Source organism: Novosphingobium sp. Gsoil 351, assembly GCF_009707465.1.
In the GTDB taxonomy this organism is placed as follows: Bacteria; Pseudomonadota; Alphaproteobacteria; order Sphingomonadales; family Sphingomonadaceae; genus Novosphingobium.
In genome coordinates this window covers 3263472-3279496 of sequence record NZ_CP046120.1, presented here as the reverse complement: position 1 = coordinate 3279496, position 16025 = coordinate 3263472, and the positions used below count along the sequence as shown (strand labels likewise).

The 16025-nt window shown below is 60.8% G+C and carries 17 protein-coding genes and 1 pseudogene; 6 read left to right on the top strand and 12 right to left on the bottom strand.

Annotated features, from left to right (window positions below):
• Positions 1 to 440: 440 nt before the first annotated feature.
• The 7 genes and pseudogenes from GKE62_RS15855 to GKE62_RS19860 form a co-directional block, all read right to left on the bottom strand.
• Entirely contained in the window at positions 441 to 1637 is a 1197-nt protein-coding gene (locus GKE62_RS15855) for an MFS transporter (protein ID WP_154693073.1), read from the bottom strand.
• A complete protein-coding gene (locus GKE62_RS19195; protein ID WP_230206756.1) occupies positions 1637 to 2230 on the bottom strand; it encodes an amidohydrolase family protein in 594 nt (197 codons plus the stop codon). The genes GKE62_RS15855 and GKE62_RS19195 overlap by 1 nt, the downstream gene beginning before the upstream one ends.
• The gene (locus tag GKE62_RS19190) at positions 2208 to 3236 is read right to left on the bottom strand and encodes an amidohydrolase family protein (RefSeq protein WP_230206755.1); all 1029 of its coding nucleotides are present in this window, start codon (positions 3234 to 3236) and stop codon (positions 2208 to 2210) included. Before GKE62_RS19190 ends, GKE62_RS19195 begins: the two co-directional genes overlap by 23 nt.
• The gene (locus tag GKE62_RS19185; RefSeq protein WP_230206754.1) at positions 3233 to 3391 is read right to left on the bottom strand and encodes a hypothetical protein; all 159 of its coding nucleotides are present in this window, start codon (positions 3389 to 3391) and stop codon (positions 3233 to 3235) included. Before GKE62_RS19185 ends, GKE62_RS19190 begins: the two co-directional genes overlap by 4 nt.
• A 51-nt stretch (positions 3392 to 3442) precedes the next feature.
• Positions 3443 to 4132, bottom strand: coding sequence for a TetR/AcrR family transcriptional regulator (locus GKE62_RS15845; RefSeq protein WP_154693072.1), 690 nt, complete (start codon positions 4130 to 4132; stop codon positions 3443 to 3445).
• Between the two features lie 44 nt (positions 4133 to 4176).
• Positions 4177 to 5877, bottom strand: a complete 1701-nt coding sequence (locus tag GKE62_RS15840) for a TonB-dependent receptor (RefSeq protein ID WP_230206753.1) — start codon at positions 5875 to 5877, stop codon at positions 4177 to 4179.
• Between the two features lie 30 nt (positions 5878 to 5907).
• A pseudogene (locus GKE62_RS19860) lies at positions 5908 to 6327 on the bottom strand (TonB-dependent receptor plug domain-containing protein); the annotation flags it as partial.
• Between the two features lie 325 nt (positions 6328 to 6652).
• Here GKE62_RS19860 and GKE62_RS15835 point away from each other — a divergent pair.
• The gene (locus tag GKE62_RS15835; protein ID WP_230206752.1) at positions 6653 to 8065 is read left to right on the top strand and encodes an aldehyde dehydrogenase family protein; all 1413 of its coding nucleotides are present in this window, start codon (positions 6653 to 6655) and stop codon (positions 8063 to 8065) included.
• 182 nt (positions 8066 to 8247) lie between these two features.
• Here the strand turns inward: GKE62_RS15835 and GKE62_RS15830 are convergent, their stop codons facing one another.
• From GKE62_RS15830 to GKE62_RS15810, 5 genes are all read right to left on the bottom strand, one after another.
• Positions 8248 to 8946, bottom strand: a complete 699-nt coding sequence (locus tag GKE62_RS15830; RefSeq protein ID WP_230206751.1) for a hypothetical protein — start codon at positions 8944 to 8946, stop codon at positions 8248 to 8250.
• A gap of 377 nt (positions 8947 to 9323) precedes the next feature.
• Positions 9324 to 9908 (bottom strand): hypothetical protein, encoded by a 585-nt coding sequence (locus GKE62_RS15825; RefSeq protein WP_154693069.1) that lies wholly within the window; start codon positions 9906 to 9908, stop codon positions 9324 to 9326.
• 163 nt (positions 9909 to 10071) lie between these two features.
• On the bottom strand, positions 10072 to 11478 hold the full coding sequence (locus GKE62_RS15820) for a M48 family metalloprotease (protein WP_154693068.1): 1407 nt from the start codon (positions 11476 to 11478) through the stop codon (positions 10072 to 10074).
• A 16-nt stretch (positions 11479 to 11494) separates the two neighbouring features.
• Positions 11495 to 12133, bottom strand: a complete 639-nt coding sequence (locus GKE62_RS15815; RefSeq protein ID WP_154693067.1) for a LemA family protein — start codon at positions 12131 to 12133, stop codon at positions 11495 to 11497.
• 102 nt (positions 12134 to 12235) lie between these two features.
• On the bottom strand, positions 12236 to 12892 hold the full coding sequence (locus GKE62_RS15810; protein WP_154693066.1) for a hypothetical protein: 657 nt from the start codon (positions 12890 to 12892) through the stop codon (positions 12236 to 12238).
• Between the two features lie 191 nt (positions 12893 to 13083).
• Here GKE62_RS15810 and GKE62_RS15805 point away from each other — a divergent pair, with 191 nt between their 5' ends.
• The 5 genes from GKE62_RS15805 to GKE62_RS15785 all read left to right on the top strand — a co-directional run bounded on the left by GKE62_RS15805 (position 13084) and on the right by GKE62_RS15785 (position 15323).
• On the top strand, positions 13084 to 13269 hold the full coding sequence (locus tag GKE62_RS15805) for a DUF3606 domain-containing protein (protein ID WP_154693065.1): 186 nt from the start codon (positions 13084 to 13086) through the stop codon (positions 13267 to 13269).
• Positions 13270 to 13272: 3 nt separating this feature from the next.
• On the top strand, positions 13273 to 13551 hold the full coding sequence (locus tag GKE62_RS15800) for a hypothetical protein (protein ID WP_154693064.1): 279 nt from the start codon (positions 13273 to 13275) through the stop codon (positions 13549 to 13551).
• Between the two features lie 390 nt (positions 13552 to 13941).
• Positions 13942 to 14205, top strand: a complete 264-nt coding sequence (locus GKE62_RS15795) for a DksA/TraR family C4-type zinc finger protein (protein WP_154693063.1) — start codon at positions 13942 to 13944, stop codon at positions 14203 to 14205.
• 460 nt (positions 14206 to 14665) lie between these two features.
• Positions 14666 to 15031 carry a response regulator gene (locus GKE62_RS15790; RefSeq protein ID WP_230206750.1) on the top strand — a complete coding sequence of 122 codons (366 nt, stop codon included), beginning with the start codon at positions 14666 to 14668 and terminating at the stop codon, positions 15029 to 15031.
• 127 nt (positions 15032 to 15158) lie between these two features.
• Positions 15159 to 15323, top strand: coding sequence for a hypothetical protein (locus GKE62_RS15785; protein ID WP_154693062.1), 165 nt, complete (start codon positions 15159 to 15161; stop codon positions 15321 to 15323).
• Positions 15324 to 16025: the final 702 nt, after the last annotated feature.

Below are 16025 nucleotides of genomic sequence, written 5' to 3'. Positions count from 1 at the left end.
GGAAGCGGGGCGAGAAGGCCGGGGCGCTGGCGCTTCTGGCTTCGCGCATGCACCGTTCATTCCATCTCGCAACCGCGGAAATTTGCCGTGGCCGGCCCGGCACCTGCTGCACGCTGAAGAGATCCGCGAGTGGGAACGAGCAAACGAAGCGTCGACCCACTTCACCCGGAGATCAAGATCGGCCGCAAGGTCATCAAGGGCGGTTCGCATCTTTGCGCTGAAAATTACTACCGCTGACGTGACCCCCTAGTTTCCACCAGCACGCATTAGAGTCCGGCAGCTTTTGCACTGCTACCCAACCTTGGACCACTCTGGTCTAGAGTTTTCCGCCTGGCCCAGGTCCGGGAGGCTGGGGGCCAACTTCGGACGGGCAGCTTCTGGACGAACTCGGCACGAAGCGGACCTCTGATTTGACCGGGAGCGAAATGGGGCGAGCGATGCTAAATTCGGCTCTCCATTAGGTCGGATGTGTCACGCGGTCGTTGTTTATCCGCCCCCATGGTCGCGGTGGCCATCAGGACCGAGCCAACGAGAAAGATAGCGATCGAATACCAACCGAGTGCGTCGAAGCCGCCCCATTGCACGATCATCCCCGCGGCAAGCGGCCCGAAGGCTCCGCCCAACGTGGCAAACGCCGGTTGCATGGCGGATGATTGCCCAGTCCTGTCGATCACCGCCAGCGCTCCGAGGAACGAGGGCATGAGAATTGCGGGCAGAACCGTGAAGAGCGGCGACGAAATGAAGAAACTCAGGGGCGAGTTGACGATCATCAGGCCGAAGAGAACCCCGCAAAGGGATGCTGTCACCAAAATGAGCGGAAGCGTTGCCCCAAAGCGAGCGCCTATCCAGCCTGCAATTAACGGACCGACGATCGTCAGAACTCCACCCACGGCGAAGACATGCCCGATCGAGGTCAGCGCGACCCCGGACGCCGCTCCGACACGCTCGACGAACGCCCCCACCCCAGCTTGAGCAAAGAAGAAAATCCCAAAGCCAGTCAGCGCGACAAAACTTGCTCTCACAACGCGATTTTTTTGCTCAAAGTCTAACCCTGCCTGGTGGCGATGGTCAGAGTCGTATCCGTGGCCTGAAGTAATATCGGGTGCGACCATCGCCGCGAGCAGACCCGCTGCGGCGATCCCGGCATAAAGCAGGTAGGCGCCTTTGGCTCCGCCAAGCTCGATCACTTGCGGCATGACAAAGCCCAGAACGACGATGAGCGCGCCGAGGCTCCCGTTGATAAGGCCATAGGTCATCTCAGGTCGCGCGGTGCGCGCGGCCGTCGCCATCACGACGGCCACTACGGCACCCGTTCCGATGCCTCCTGTAGCCTGCAAAACGGTCAGCCATTGGACACCAGGCGCGACGCTGCTGAGTGCGTTGCTGATGACAAGGGCCAGCAACCCCAAGACGAACAACCGGCGAGAGCGCACGCGTGAAACGAGGCGCGAGGCGGCAAGCGCCCCTACCGCGGTGCCCAGCCCCTGCGCGGTCGCCACGACCCCCGCCTGAGCCACGCTTGCGCCGAACTCCCTGACGATAGCCCCGACGTTGTAGGCGACCGTCAACGGAACGGTGAAGCTGGCCAACATTACCCCCAGCAGACCGCCCAGTTCCAGTCTGGTGTGACCCGGCATCAGGCGCGCCACAACCGGCCCGGCCTCGCCCCCGTGTCCTCGTCGTTGCGCCTAGTCTGCACGCCGTTGACGAAGGTCGCGCAATACCCGCTCGCCGGTTGCAGGATGCGCTGCCCACCGGCGGGCAAATCGTTGCGCACCTCCAGATTGCCGAGGCGCAGGTTTTCAAAATCGATCACGTTGATGTCGGCCCGCTTGCCAATTTCCAGCGATCCACGGTCATGCATCGCGTAAAGGTCGGCATTCCGCTTGGTTTGCTTGGCGACCAGAAATTCAAGAGGAAGTCGCTCACCGCGTGATCGATCACGGGCCCAATGGGTCATCTGATAGGTAGGCGCCACGCCGTCGAAGATCAAATTGACATGCGCTCCCGCGTCGCTGAGGCCGATTACCGTTTCGGAATGAACAAGCATTTCGCGGATCACGTCGAAGTTGTGCTCGACAAAGTTGCTGCCGAGCATGATGGCGAACCTTCTTCCCCCTTGCGAGGTGAGGAAGTCGTACATGAATTCCTGCTCGTCGAGGCCCGCGCGCCGAGCCTTTTCGAAGAAGCTCTGATCGGGGGTCGGTTCATAATTGATGGGCTGGTTCAACTCGAACAAGCCGCTTGCTCGATCCTCGAAAGATCATGTGCGCGTTGGCCATCATCCCCGACGCGCCACTGGGAATGTCGCGGTCGCCGAGAATGGCCGCCCGCACATCGGGCCTCCGCATCTCCGCGAGCTTTTGTTCGAAGGGCAAGTCGGCCAACTTGAGGTAGGTCTCGCGCCTCTCGAACATGTGATAAGTGGCCAGGCTGGTGACGAGCCCGATCGGGCGCGACGCCACCTGGGGAAACAGTCGACCACCGGCGCCATTGATCGCGGTCACCCGGTCCAGCACCTCACGCCACGAACTGGGCGATTCGTGCAGCTGCAGCAGAGTGAACGTGACCGGACGCCCGCTCACTTGCGAGACGCGCTGCATGAGCGAAACCTCATCCTGCAGCGTAGTCTGCTCACCGCCCAGAACCTTGAGATCGCCAACGGTGCCGGCGGGTATCAACTCGAATGTGCCCTTGCCGCTCTTGTTCATTGCGGCGGCTATGAGGAGGACTTCCTCCTCCTGCGCAAAGGTTCCGGGAATGGGGAACCCGTCGGTGCCGCGGTGCCCGATGGTTCGCGATGTGGAAACGCCTGCCGCTCCCGCGGCGAGCGCTTCCTCGACCAGCCGCGCCATCGTCAACATGTCGGACTGGGTGGCCGGCTCATTGGCCCGACCGCGTTCGCCCATCACGTAGTTGCGCAATGCCGCGTGGGGGATTTGTGCCGCAATATCGAGTGCGTAATGGCGGCTCGCCAGATAGTCGAGATACTCCGGAAACGTTTCCCAACAACCCCAATCGACCCCCTCATAGAGCGCGGTCCCGGGGATATCTTCCACCCCTTCCATCACCCCTATCAGATCGTGCTCTCCGCCGCGGGGTACTGGGGCGAAACCGACCCCGCAATTGCCCATCACAACCGTCGTGACGCCGTGGCTCGCGGAGGGGTCGAGCTGATCGTCCCAGCACACCTGACCATCGTAATGGGTATGCACATCGATGTAGCCCGGCGTCACGCAGGCGCCGGTCGCGTCAAGCGTTTCACGGGACGTGCTGGTAATCCGCCCCCCACCTCGACGATGATTCCATCCTTTATGCCAACGTCACCCAATTGCGGTTTGCCGCCCAGGCCATCGACGAGGTTGCCGCCTTTGATCACCACATCCAGCATCGTTGGTTCCTTGGAAAGTCGGCGAGACCGGCCTGCGCCATGGGCCTCGTTTCAAATTTTGTGCGGCTTGCGCGGCGGATTTGCGGGCCTGTTTCGACCGCCTCCGGCGCGGGGCGCGTCTGCTGCTTCGCGCTCGGGCAGGACGAGCAACTCGACAATGGCATCGATATGGCGTTCGATCTCCGATTCCTCGAAAACATCGACACCGAAGTTGCGTTGAATATCCGCTGCCATGACGAACAATGAACGGCTCGCGGCCTGGCTGATGTAGTAAAGATTCATGGCCGGGACTTTATCGGAATAGACGCCCTGCTCTTGAGCAAGGGCGGTAAAGTTGATAGCCCGGTCGGTAAAGGGTCGAATGAAATTATCGCTGAGCCATTCTCCCCGTTCACTTTCGAGTATCGTTTCAAACAGTATTATCCGCTGTAGCTCCGGATACGCCGCGCTGAAGCGAACATAATTTCTGGTTGAATCGATGATTCGTTCGCGAGGCGTCATCTCACCCCACCGGTGCGAATTCGCCATCACGGCGTTTTCCATCAGGTCGTAGAGGTACGAAACGGTGGCGCACCACAGGTCGCGCTTGGACGAATAGTGGTATTTGATCGAACCATGGTTGACCCCGGCCACGTCGGCAATCTGCCGAACCGAGGCGCCAGCGAAGCCATATTTTCCGAAGATCGATACTGCTGCCTTCAGCAGCTTCGACCGCGTGTCCAGTTCCAGGCCCGTCTTCATGTCATCTCCGATTGGTCACCGCGCAAGACTCATAGATGCTCGCGTCAAAACTCCTTTGTGATCCGAATACCCCATTGGCGAGGTTCGCCGACGATCCGATTCGAAACCCCTCCGAACAAAGCCAGCGCAATTCCACCCGCATAATATTCTTTGTCGAGGATGTTTGTCCCGAACAGGGCGATGTTGAGTCCGCCCAGATTGCCGCCGAGATCCGCGATGTCCAAATCGATCTGGGCATTGAGCAGACCGTACGAATTGAGGATCGCTTCGCCCGGTGCAAGCACCGCCGCGACCGAAGGTCCCGCGAGGATGGCCTTGCCGATCCAGAAGTAGTTCGCCTGCAGGCCGGCCTTGGCGACTGACGATATGTCAAACTCATATCGACCACTTGCGCTAAGCTGCCATCTGGGCCCCCCGATCGGATCGTCCGACCGGTCGATTACGACGCCCTGGCCGTTGTCGTCGAGGAACTTGTCGAATTTGGCGTTGGTGTATCCGACCGTCGCTCCCAGCGTCAGGCCTGCGACGGGGACAGCATTCAACTCGCCTTCGAACCCCCAGATAGTGGCCTGAGCGGCGTTGCGCAGGACGGTTACGGGTACCGGGCTGTTGGGATCGAAGGAGGTCCGCTGAATATCGGTGTAATCGCTATAGAAGGCTGCCGAATTGAACCGCACACGCCTGTCGAACAGCTCGGCCTTGAGGCCGACTTCGTAGTTCAGGACGAACTCGGGTTGGACGATGGTCGCAATGTTGTCCTGATCGATCGCGCCGCTTCTGAAACCTCGCGAGACATTGGCATAGAGCAGCGTGTCGCTGTTGGGCTTGAAATCAAGACCGACAAGCCACGATACCCCGTCGAAGCTCGCCTTGTTCGCCTGCGTGAAAACGAGCGACCGCACACGACGTTTTTCATGCGTGTAGCGGACGCCACCGGTGAGCGTGAGCGTGTCGGTCAGCGCGAAGCTGTCCTGCGTGAAAACCGACCAGCCCTTGTTCGATGCAGCGGTGGTGGTGTCGAGAGAAAAGCCTTTAAGCACGTCGATATCGACGCCGGACTCGTCTGAATAGAAAGCGCCTACCTGCCATTTGAGCCGGCCGTCCACAGCGATGCCGGCGAGCCGTAGTTCCTGCGCATAAAGGTCAGATTGCTGTCCAAGCAGCACGGCCGTGCTCGGGGCGCTCTGAACCAAGGTGAGCGAATCCTGCGTGCGATAGCTGGTGATCGAGGAGAGCGTGGCAGCTCCCAGATCGACTTCTATCGTTCCGTTCAGGTTGAATTCGTTGGAGCGGACAAAGGGCCGGTCGGCGCGGAAATCGTTGCCGACGTAGATGTCGGGGTTGATCGATTTTAGGGCAATGAAGCCACCCAGCGCCGAGCGCAGTGAGCGAAAGATCGAGGTCGACTCGTCGACCGTGTGATAGTCGGCGTTGACGCGGACCGAGAGTGCTTCGCCTGGCCTGAACAGTAGCGACCCGCGCACGAAAATCTCATCGTCGTCGGCCAGTTCCCGGCCAGTGAGCGCGAGGCCCGCCCCGCCTCGGCCGAAGCCATCGCGGTGCGTGAGAGCCGTTCCCACACGAACCCCGATCTTGTCCTCCACCAGCGGCAAATTCGCGACCAGTTCCGCTTCGGTGCGCTCGAACGATCCATAGGTGAATTTCGCATAGCCGCCAAAACGGTCGAGGTCGGGCCCCTTTGTTACCACATTGACGACGCCGCCGGTGGTATTCTTCCCGAACAAGGTGCCCTGCGGACCCTTGAGAACCTCGATCCGCTCGACATCGAACAGATGCGTGAACAGGCTGGTGCCGCGAGTGATTGGCGCGCCGTTGATATTGATCCCGACCGCCTGATCGGCGTTCAGCGTAATGAATCCGGCGGTTTGGCCGCGAATGGTTAGCCCTGCGAACAGATCGCCCGTCGCGCCACTCGGCCGGATGTTAAAATTGGGCGTAAGCCGGGCGATGTCGGCAAACTGGGTGAGACCGGCGTTCTCGAACGTTTCGCCTGTGAACGCAGTCACCGCCACTGGAACGTCCTGAAGCCGTTCTTCGGTTTTCCTCGCTGTAACTATGATATCCGTGCTCTGGGCTCGGGTTTCCTGAACCGAGGTTGCAAAAGCGGCTAGCGCAGCGCCTCCATACAGCAGTCCTGCCTTACGTATTTTGCGACCAGTCTGTGCGTAGGCCATGTTCCATCCCCCAGCTACGTTTCGTGGTTTTTGACCCGTTCTCCCTCGAGTGGACGACGGTTCGATTATTCACTTGCTGATCGCCGGATTAGGCCGCGGCCGTCTACTCCAAAACTCTCATTTTTGCTACAACTGTATGAAATGTGCAGCGGATGGATTGCAAATGGGTGTGAGGGCCGATAGCGGTCATAAGTGCGCGATCTCTGCCGAGCTGCGGCCTGTTGGGCGAATTAGCCAGTGGTCGATCCGCGCAGCAAATCGGTATTCGCTCGTTAGCGTTGCCGGCGATGCTGGAGATCGAGCTTCCAATGGACAGGAGATTTGCGTGACCGACGATTACGTCATGACCATAAACGGTGCGCCGGCTCGGGCAGACAGCTGGATCAGCGTCGTCAATCCGGCGACCGGGCGCGTTTTCGCGCAGGCGCCCGATTGCTCCGCCGCCCAACTGGACCAGGCGGTAGCGGCCGCGCGCCAGGCATTCACGACCTGGCGCAAAGTCCCGCTCGAGGAACGCCAAGCCCTCGTTCGAAAGGCCGGCACGCGGCTTATCGAGAATGCGCCCGAGCTCAGTCGCCTATTTACTCAGGAACAGGGGCGTCCGGTTGGCGCCGCGGAGCAGGAGATCGCGGGGGCAGGCCTTTGGATGCACGCTGTAGCGCAGATGGCTCCACCGATTCATGTGTCCGAGGATTCCGCCGCCCAGCTCGTGGAAACTCGCTATGTCCCCCTCGGCGTGATCTGCGCGATCTCGCCGTGGAACTTCCCGGTCAGCTTGGCGATGTGGAAAGTGGCGCCGGCATTGGTGGCTGGCAATACCATCGTCCTCAAACCCTCGCCGTTCACGCCGCTTTGCACGTTGCGCATCGGCCAGATCTTCGCGGAAATTCTTCCCGCCGGCGTATTGAATGTCATTTCGGGAGGGGACGCGCTGGGCCCGCTCATGACGGCCCACCCGGGCTTCGACAAAATTTCGTTCACCGGATCGAGCGCCACCGGCAAACGTGTCATGGAATCGGCTGCCAAGGATCTCAAACGAGTCACCTTGGAGCTGGGCGGAAATGACGCGGCGATTGTCATGCCCGACGTCGATTTGGACGAGGTGGCGGAAAAGATTTTCTTCGGCGCCTTCTTCAACACATCGCAGATCTGCGTTGCGACCAAGCGGCTGTATGTCCACGACAGCATTTACGATGACCTGCGCGATCGGCTCGTCGCGATCGCGCAGCGAACCAAGGTTGGGGATGGATCAGAACAGGGGACCGTGCTGGGGCCGATCCAGAACGAACGCCAGTACCGTCGGGTGAGCGAACTGCTCGAGGATGCGCGGAACGCCAATCTTACGCTGCTCCATGGCGGCGAGGTTCCAAACAACGGAGGCTACTTCATACCTCTGACGATCGTAGATAATCCGCCCGAAAATGCGCGCGTCGTACAGGAAGAGGCGTTCGGCCCGATCCTGCCAATGCTCCGTTTTACTGAGATCGATGAGGTGATCGAGCGCGTAAACGACAGTGAGTATGGCTTGGCTGGCGCGGTATGGTCAAAGGATACCGACAAGGCACTTGAGATCGCCCGGAGTATCGAGACCGGAACCGTCTGGATCAATCAGAACCTAATGCTACGGCCCGATACGGCATTCGGAGGCCGCAAGAACAGCGGCCTGGGCGTCGAAAATGGTCTGGACGGCCTCCTGGAATATATGGCTCCGCAGGCCGTTTATCTGGCCCGCGGCTAACACAGGGTTGACGGCAATTAGTGCAATCAAGGTCGTATGCGGCAGTCGAGTACAGTTCAACGACTCTCCTTTGAATGGTCAGACTTGCGCCGATTGCCGCGTGGCCGGTTCCGGACTGAGCCCGGCGATTGCCGCTGGGCAGCTTACGGTCCGACTTTGGAAATTGGCGATTTCAGCCCGTCCTAGATAATCATGATCCGGAAAGTGTATCCCCGGAATTTTAGCGGCACCATGGTGCCGTCTCGGATCTCCACCAATCGATAGCGCATCGCGCCTTTTTCGTCGAAGCCAAGGACGCGCAGCTTGATGCCGTAGAGTTCGACATCGAGGGGGGCGCGCGTGAAGGGAAACTGCACGACTTGTTCGGAAAGTCCCTCTGTGCCCGTGTAATTATCCGGGGTTGTGAGCCATAGCTGCGCGGCAGCAGTGTCTGCCAAATTGATCTTGCGCCACTTGAGCGCCAGTCGGCCGGTAACCTCACTGGGGACGTTGCCGACGGTGTAGGGGACCGGCTGCGGGAGAGGCACCGGCAAAGGCCTGGCTGTGGTACGCACGCCAATGATCTTGCCCGACGGGGTGATGCCCAACAGATCACCGAAACCGCTGTTGAAATCGAAGCGGCGTCCTTCATCGAAGCGACCATCGTTGTCGACGTCGCGCAGGCAAGCCGTCGAAAGGCCGAGCCCACGAGTGCGCAGCAGGTCGCAGTAGAGCCCTGGGCGCTCGGGCCACCCGTAGAGGGTGCGCGTCGTGTCGAAAGGCGCGTCGGCCTTGGCGCCGAACAGCTCGGAGGTTGCGGACGGGATAGCCGCCCCGAGCGTCACCGCGGAGACGGGCCGCGCCTTCAGTTCGGTCAGCGTACCATTGTTCTTCGCGGTCAACTCAGCGTCACCCGCGACAACTTGGCCGACAATCGCGAAACTGGAACCCGGGGTGGCATACCCCGCTGCAATCGCTGGGATCGCCACGAGGCCCACACTTGCGAGAGCTGCCAGACCCAACCTTTCGAGACGACCCACAAAACTCCTCGCTATGCTGGCTCGCGCGCCCACGGGAGACGTCTGGCAAGATCGGCCCAAAGCTGCAAGGGGCCGGTCTCGACTGAAGCGCGCTTCCTCCAAAGAGGCCACCGCCCCGCTAATCTACCCCGCCAGATTCGGCACCTTTTCTCATCACGGACACCGACGCACCCGTAGTTTGGCAAATGCGCGCGACGCCGAGTGTCGCCAGACTGCCACGAGCGCATGGGTTCCAACGGCTACACGTCTTCGGCATAGCGGTTGCTCTCATCGATCGGCGTGTCGAACTCCGTCGGATCGTTATCCTCGACTGGGGCAAGATCGTCCGGTGCCTTGACCTCGTCGCCCTCGCCGTAGCTGTCGCCATCGAGCATCCGGGACATCGGCGACGAGGAACCGCTTGCGAGCTTGGTAGCCTCCTCGCGGATTTTTGAGTCCGTGCAGATGGCGAGCGCGGCGAGGACTTGGGACAGCCTGGTGTGGGTCGAAGCCGACGACGAGTTCTTGGCGAGCGCCTCGAGGATGTCACGCACTTCGGCGGCAACCTTCGCTTCGCTGAGCATCAGCTTTTTGCCGCCAACGACAGCCGTGATCGGCGGAACATCGACGAACGCCTGCACCTGCGTCGCGCTCCCGTTGTCGAGGGGGCTAAGGCGAAAGCGGATCGTCGCAGCATCAGCGGTTCCGTCGCCGGGCATCGTATAGAGGACATCGTTATCGCTGGGGCGCGACATCACGACTTTAAGGCCGGAAACAAATTGGCCGGCATCGCTTGGCGAGGCGTCGAGGAGCGGCGCCATGACTTGCGCGGGCGTGTTTTCCACGCGCTGCGAAACCTCCTGCCCTCCCCCCGCAAGCCGACAGAGCCAAGCCCAGGGCGAACGTCGCGATCCACCTCATTCGTCATTCCCCTTTCAAATGGCGATCCCGATTACGTCGGGCCTGACCACAGTCGCTGATCTCAAACTGCAGATTGTCCGGCAGTTCTCACGTACATTTTCCGTCCGGATAGCTCGGGCCGCTGCAGTGTGTTCCCTGCATGGCCACGCCTACATCCGCCCACGCTCGAGGGCTGAACTTGTATGCGAACTTGTAGAAATTACCGTCGCTCGGCCAATGGAACACCAGCAGAAACGCAAAGCATGCGGCGACCGGCAGCCGCATTTCTGGGCGAAGGCCGAACAAGTCGCGATCGTCGGTCTCGCGCCATTCCGAATAGTCGCTCCACGCGGCGAGGTAAGCTTTGTAGGCCTTGAAATCACTGAAGAGTAGCCGGTTCAGCTGTTTCTGGCTGAGGCGGGCAGGCTTGGGTTTCGGCGGTGGCGGCGCAATCTCGGCGACAACCAGGTGACGCGCGCGCATAGCCAAGGCGTTCTCGGCGGTGAGGCCGCGACGTCCGAATGTCGCCGCTGCGCGCGAAGGTGGTTCACTTGGGCGCGAGTCCCGCCGAACCCTGGCAGGGTCGAGCATCGAGCCGGCCAGCTGGTGAAGCGCAGCGATGCGCTCGTTGACCTCGGGATGACAGCCACCGTCGCCGGCACTCTTGCCGTCGAACAGGATGTCTTCCCACTTGCCCGCGTCCGAGAACGCGCTACGTCCCCCGACCTTGTGAAGTGCGGAGATGAGGGCGTCCGGAAAGTGCGTGGCTCGCACTGCTGCCGCGTCTGCCGCGAAATCCCGTGACAGGTTTATCCCGCGCCTCGCCTGACGTGCAATCCGCATGGAAATCATCGTGATGAAGCCGCTGGCCAGCATGATGACCATGAACGGAGGCAAGAGGAGAGGCAGGGCCAGTATTCTCCAGTCCTCGAACCGAAGCGGATTGTTGACTTGCAAGCCGACCGCGGTGCGCATGAGCGCATGGTTGGCCGCCAGAATGCGGGTGTCGCCATTGCGGATATGAGCAGCCTCGTGTGCGAGGACTGCGGCCAGCTCTTCGTCGTCGCAGTGGTCAAGCAACCCTCGGGTTACCGCGATCAATCCGCGCTCGGGGCCCTCGCCAACAGCCAGCGCGTTGAGCTGGGGAACTTCGAGGACACCAAAGCGCGGTGCGCGAATTCCCTGTGCGACGCACTGTTGCTCGGCGATCGACAGAAAGCGCCGGTCCTTCAACGCCGACGCTGAATCGACGGCCAGCGCCTTGGCGATCGTCTCCGCATGACGAAAGTAGAGCGAGGCAAAGACGGCGGCAGCAATCAAGGCCATGGGAAACCCGTAGCGCGCGAAATATCCAAGAGGGTTGGCGAGGATAGTGTTTTCGGGGTCCCATATGCCAATGAACAGAAGGCCGGCGAGGCCTCCGACCATCTGGAAGGCTAGAATATAGGCAGCGACCATCCAGGCGACGTTGCGTCTGGCGGCGCGCACATGCATGACGAACCCGGGGTCGGACATCTCGCAGTCTCAGACCTTAGAATGTGACTTTGACAGGTTCAGCGTAAGTGGCCCGCTTATCACCGAGCGAGAACTTCTCATGCTCGCCAAGCTTCGTGAACATCGCGATCACATTGCCCGGGAAGGCACGGCGAACCGAGTTCATTTCCTCGACCGTCAGGTTGTAGAACTTGCGGCTCGCGGTGACCTTTTCCTCGATCCTGGTCAGTTCACGGCGCAGGTCAGCGAAATGGCCCGAACTGGCGAGCTGCGGATAGTTCTCCGAGATAGCCCACAGGCTGTTGAGCGATTGGCCGATCTGAACTTCGGCCTCGAGCCGGGCATTGCCGGCGGTCGCCATGGCTCGTGCTCGCGCTTCGATCACGTCCTGGAGCACTCTGTGTTCCTGAACCGCGAAGGCCTTGACCGTTTCGACCAGGTTAGGGATCAAGCCATGACGCTCTGCCATCAGCGCGTCGATGTCGGCAAAGGCCGCCTCGCAGCGTTCGTCGAGCTGCCCGAGCAGTTCATGACGCGAGCGGACGCGCAGTGCGAGCCAGACCAACGCGCCAACGACTAGCCAACCCGCCCAATTGTCCAAGACAAAATTGACGCTGCGGACCGCTCTGCCGAAGAGGTCGGTCGCCTGGCTGAAGGTTTGATCGTGCACGTCCATTCGCCCCCCTCGTTGCGTCTCCCCTTAGACCTCCCTTTTTGCCAAATGCTTAATTGGGGCTCGTATGAATATTGCTTTGCGATGATCGACAGGAGCGGTCGATTAAGCGCTCGCGCCCTGTTCCCCCATCTGCGCTAGGTGCTGCTGCCATATTTCCTCTTCGATCGCCCGAAAGTCAGAGCGAACAAACCTGACTTCGGCAATACGCGACGTGGGTGTGCCTAGGAGTCTCCGGATCGCGCAGCGTTCAGCCGGTTCGAGCAAGCCTTGCCCCTGTGGGCAATATATGGTCAGTCTTGCTTCGGGTTTGGCAATGCCCCCACCGATCCGCTGGTCCCGGATATCAAGTTGCCAGCGCCCAACTGCGTCGTGTCCGTCATAGGAATATTCAAACTGCGCATCCTGGTCACGGCTCAGGAAGCCCTCCCCATAGCTGTAGGCGTTCAAGCTGGGGCTGTAACGCACGGCGTCGGCAAAGGGTCGCCCCACCGGGGCGATGTCAAAGGCCCGCTTGGCCAGGATGTCTGCCCCAGCGCCGGTTGAAAAATACTCCTCGTGCAGTTGGCGTAGCCGCCGGTCCAGGTCACGCTGCCGCTTTGCTTCTGCACTCTGCCGCGCAACGCGCTCGCCGCCTTCGCGAAAGCGTTTCAGTCTTTCCGGCGAGGAGTGCATGTAGGCCAGGGTTCCGCCGAGCACGAGCGCCCCGGCCAGGGCGCTTGCTGCAAGCACGAGTGGGTCTTGGCTGGGCTTCACGCGCATCGAGACTGGCTAGGCCACTAAAATTAAGGAAGTCTAGAAGCAGTTCGAGGCCTACCCACCTAGCGGCGCCGAAGTTTCTCCTAGTCCAAACCTCACGGCCACGCAGGGATTTAGCAGAAATACGCTGTAGGGGTTTCGGCGTTGGAACCGTTAGCTAGCGTCGAGCGTCGTGGCCGTGAAGGAGATCCATCATGGCCGACGACAAGACCAATACCGGTGAGCAGGATCGCAGCCGCGTGTCAGGCGGGCAAGATTACGAATTCCGCGACTTCGCAGAGCAGCACGGCATCTCGGTCGAGCAGGCTCAGCAGCTCATTTCCGAGCACGGCAACAATCGCGCGGCGCTTGATGAAGCCGCTAGCCAGATGAACGGATAGGTCGTGCCAGTCTCCGAACGAACCGCCATTGAGCGGATCGCCCGCGTGTTGGCTGGGCAGCGCCTCAGCTCCAATGCCAAGGGCGGCGATCCGTCTGCCGCTGAAGCTGTCGATATGGAATGGGAAGCCCACACGGACGACGCCATTGCGGTTCTCAAGACCCTCCGCGAGCCAGACGAGCCGATGGCATCGGCGGGCGATGGACGGGTGTGGTCGGCGATGATCGAAGCGGCGCTTGGACATTGGGAATTTGACGCTGAAACTCCTCCTAGTGCTAGCTAGGTGATTGTAACCGCCGATTTTGGCGTGCGAACCTGTCAGGCCCGATCGCGCCCGGATAGGCAGCGAAAACGAAGGTGCCGGCGATTGAAAAGCGCAGCCAGTCGCTGGCCGGTCCCACCCCCATGCGGACATAGAACCCAGATCAACGACGGCGGGCATGGGTCATCTTCCGCCTGCCCGGTTTCGGGAGCTATGGTCGGGAAAGCTTACCGTCGGGCGAGCCAACGGCTGTGTAAGCACCCCCAAGACCGTCGGGGGTGTTTGAGCAGGCCTGACAGCCGACGTTGGTTCACTTCAGTTTGGTTGTTCCTTCTCGCCGGTCACAGCCAATCATTGAACTGTGATCCTTGCATTCCCACGTCGCGCTCAGGAACACGTGAGGACGCTGATATGGCCGGTGGATGGTCACGCGACGGTGCAGTTCAGGATCAGATTGATGACACCGTGAACGACGCCGTTCGCGGAGCTCGCGCGCGGATGCCCGCTGGCGAGGGGCTCGAGCATTGTGAAGAATGTGGCGAGGCCATCCCTGTTCGTCGGCGAGAAGCATTGCCCGGTGTGCGCACCTGCGTAGCATGCCAGGGGCTACGCGATAAGGCGGTGATCCACTCCCACATCAACCGCCGGGGCAGCAAGGATAGTCAGTTGCGGTGAGGACGGCACCCGCCGACAAAGGCGCCGTCACCGAAACCCTGGAAGCTACGACACATTCGGCCCCTCGCTGAAGGTGGCAACGGGGCCGTTTGCTCCTCGTCCGATCCAAATGCAATCTGGCAAGCGCGGCCATTCTGGTGCCCGCCCCGTTCCGGGCGCTCGAGCTGCGAGCAGGCGTTGTGTTAAACCCGCGGCGCTGATGGCTGCTGGCGCGCATCTCTTTGGCATGAATCATCTGCCGAGGTGCTCCTCGGACATCACTGAGCGGCCGTCGACGGTGCCCGCAATTCGCTGCCAGGGCAATCGCGGAAGTGAGCCGCGCCGACTGATGGCCGTCCTGTCGGTCACCTCTGCTTTGGCCCTGGGGCAGTGATCCGCGCCTTAACGGACCTTACTGAAGCTTCGAGCGTTGCGCCTGTATCCTCAGGGAGGGGGATTCATGGAACCTGCGATAAAAGTCATGCTGTTCGAAGACGAACCGCTCGTCGCGATATTCGTTGAGGAGGCCCTCAACGACGCCGGGTTCGAAGTGATCCTAGCTCGCAATCCTGATGAAGCCGAGGCGGCAATCCGCGACAGCATCGATACAGTAAGTGCGCTCGTTTCCGACATTCGCCTTGGTGAAGGTTTGTCGGGTTGGGAGCTTGCTCGTTTGGCACGCGAGCGCAGCGCCGGCCTCCCGGTCGTGTTCATATCGGGTGACAGCGGGATCGACCACACCGCCCAAGGCGTTCCAGACAGCGTGATGATCCAGAAACCGTTCGTCGAGGCCCAGCTCATCACTGCCCTCGCCAGCCTGTTGAACGACCGGGCAGCTGCCCCGTGAAAACCCGCAGACCGTAGCCGGATTAGGCTTCGCGAAATAAAGGCGCATACCACGGCATCGCCGACCCTTATCGAGACTTTTCGGTGACTGAGAGACACTGGAGTGCTCCCGCCGAGGGAAAGCCCTTATGTCTACCGCACTCATCCTCGCGGCGCTGGTCGCTGCATTCTTGATCGCCGGTCTGTTGATTTCCGAACATCTCTGTCGCAACGGTGACCACACGATGCCTTGGTGCGACAACCGATCGGCTCCGCCGGATATCAGTGAAAACGCGAACGACGATCGGGCCTAGCGAGAGGGGCGCGTCATGCTATCGCTAAATAGGACGGGCCCCACTTGACCCGAAGTCCCGCCCGCCATTGCTGGCGTTCCGATATGCGCAGGTTAACATGGACGCGACTAGGTCGCCGCTAGAGAAGCGGGGCCGACAGAGCGTGGCGACGGCTGAACCGAGCTTAATCCACAGCAGGTTGGCATCTCACCAACCGAGTTGACGGCTAGCGCCCACGAACGGAGCCGAAACCTGGCGCCGGGCATTGGTCTTAACGGATGCACGAAGGCCTTTTACGCCGCCGATCCAGGTAGGGCACAACCTGTTCGCCAGGTCTAATCCAGCGCAATGCTTCTTCGTACGTGGGCAGCACGATCCGGTCGCCCGCGTCGTCGCATAGAGGATTGCCTTGGGCATCGATAACAATGAACGGCATCGGTCTTGCCACCACATGCGAAAGCGGCTGAGGTGTTTCGCGAACCTCAGCCGCCGTCGCAAGCGCCGGCCAGACAGCGACGTTAGGCCGGACAGTTCAACCGCGGCAGAGGTCGAACACTTGCTGGACGCACGAGCGTCGGTCAGGTTCCCCAGCAAAGAAAGACCGGGGCGATTTCGGAGGTGTGCGGGTAGATCACTCCTGGGACACTGAGCGATGCTGGCCGAACCATGCGAGATGCAAGATTAGGAGTGAGATACGCTCGCTGGCTTCGATTCGAAGCACTT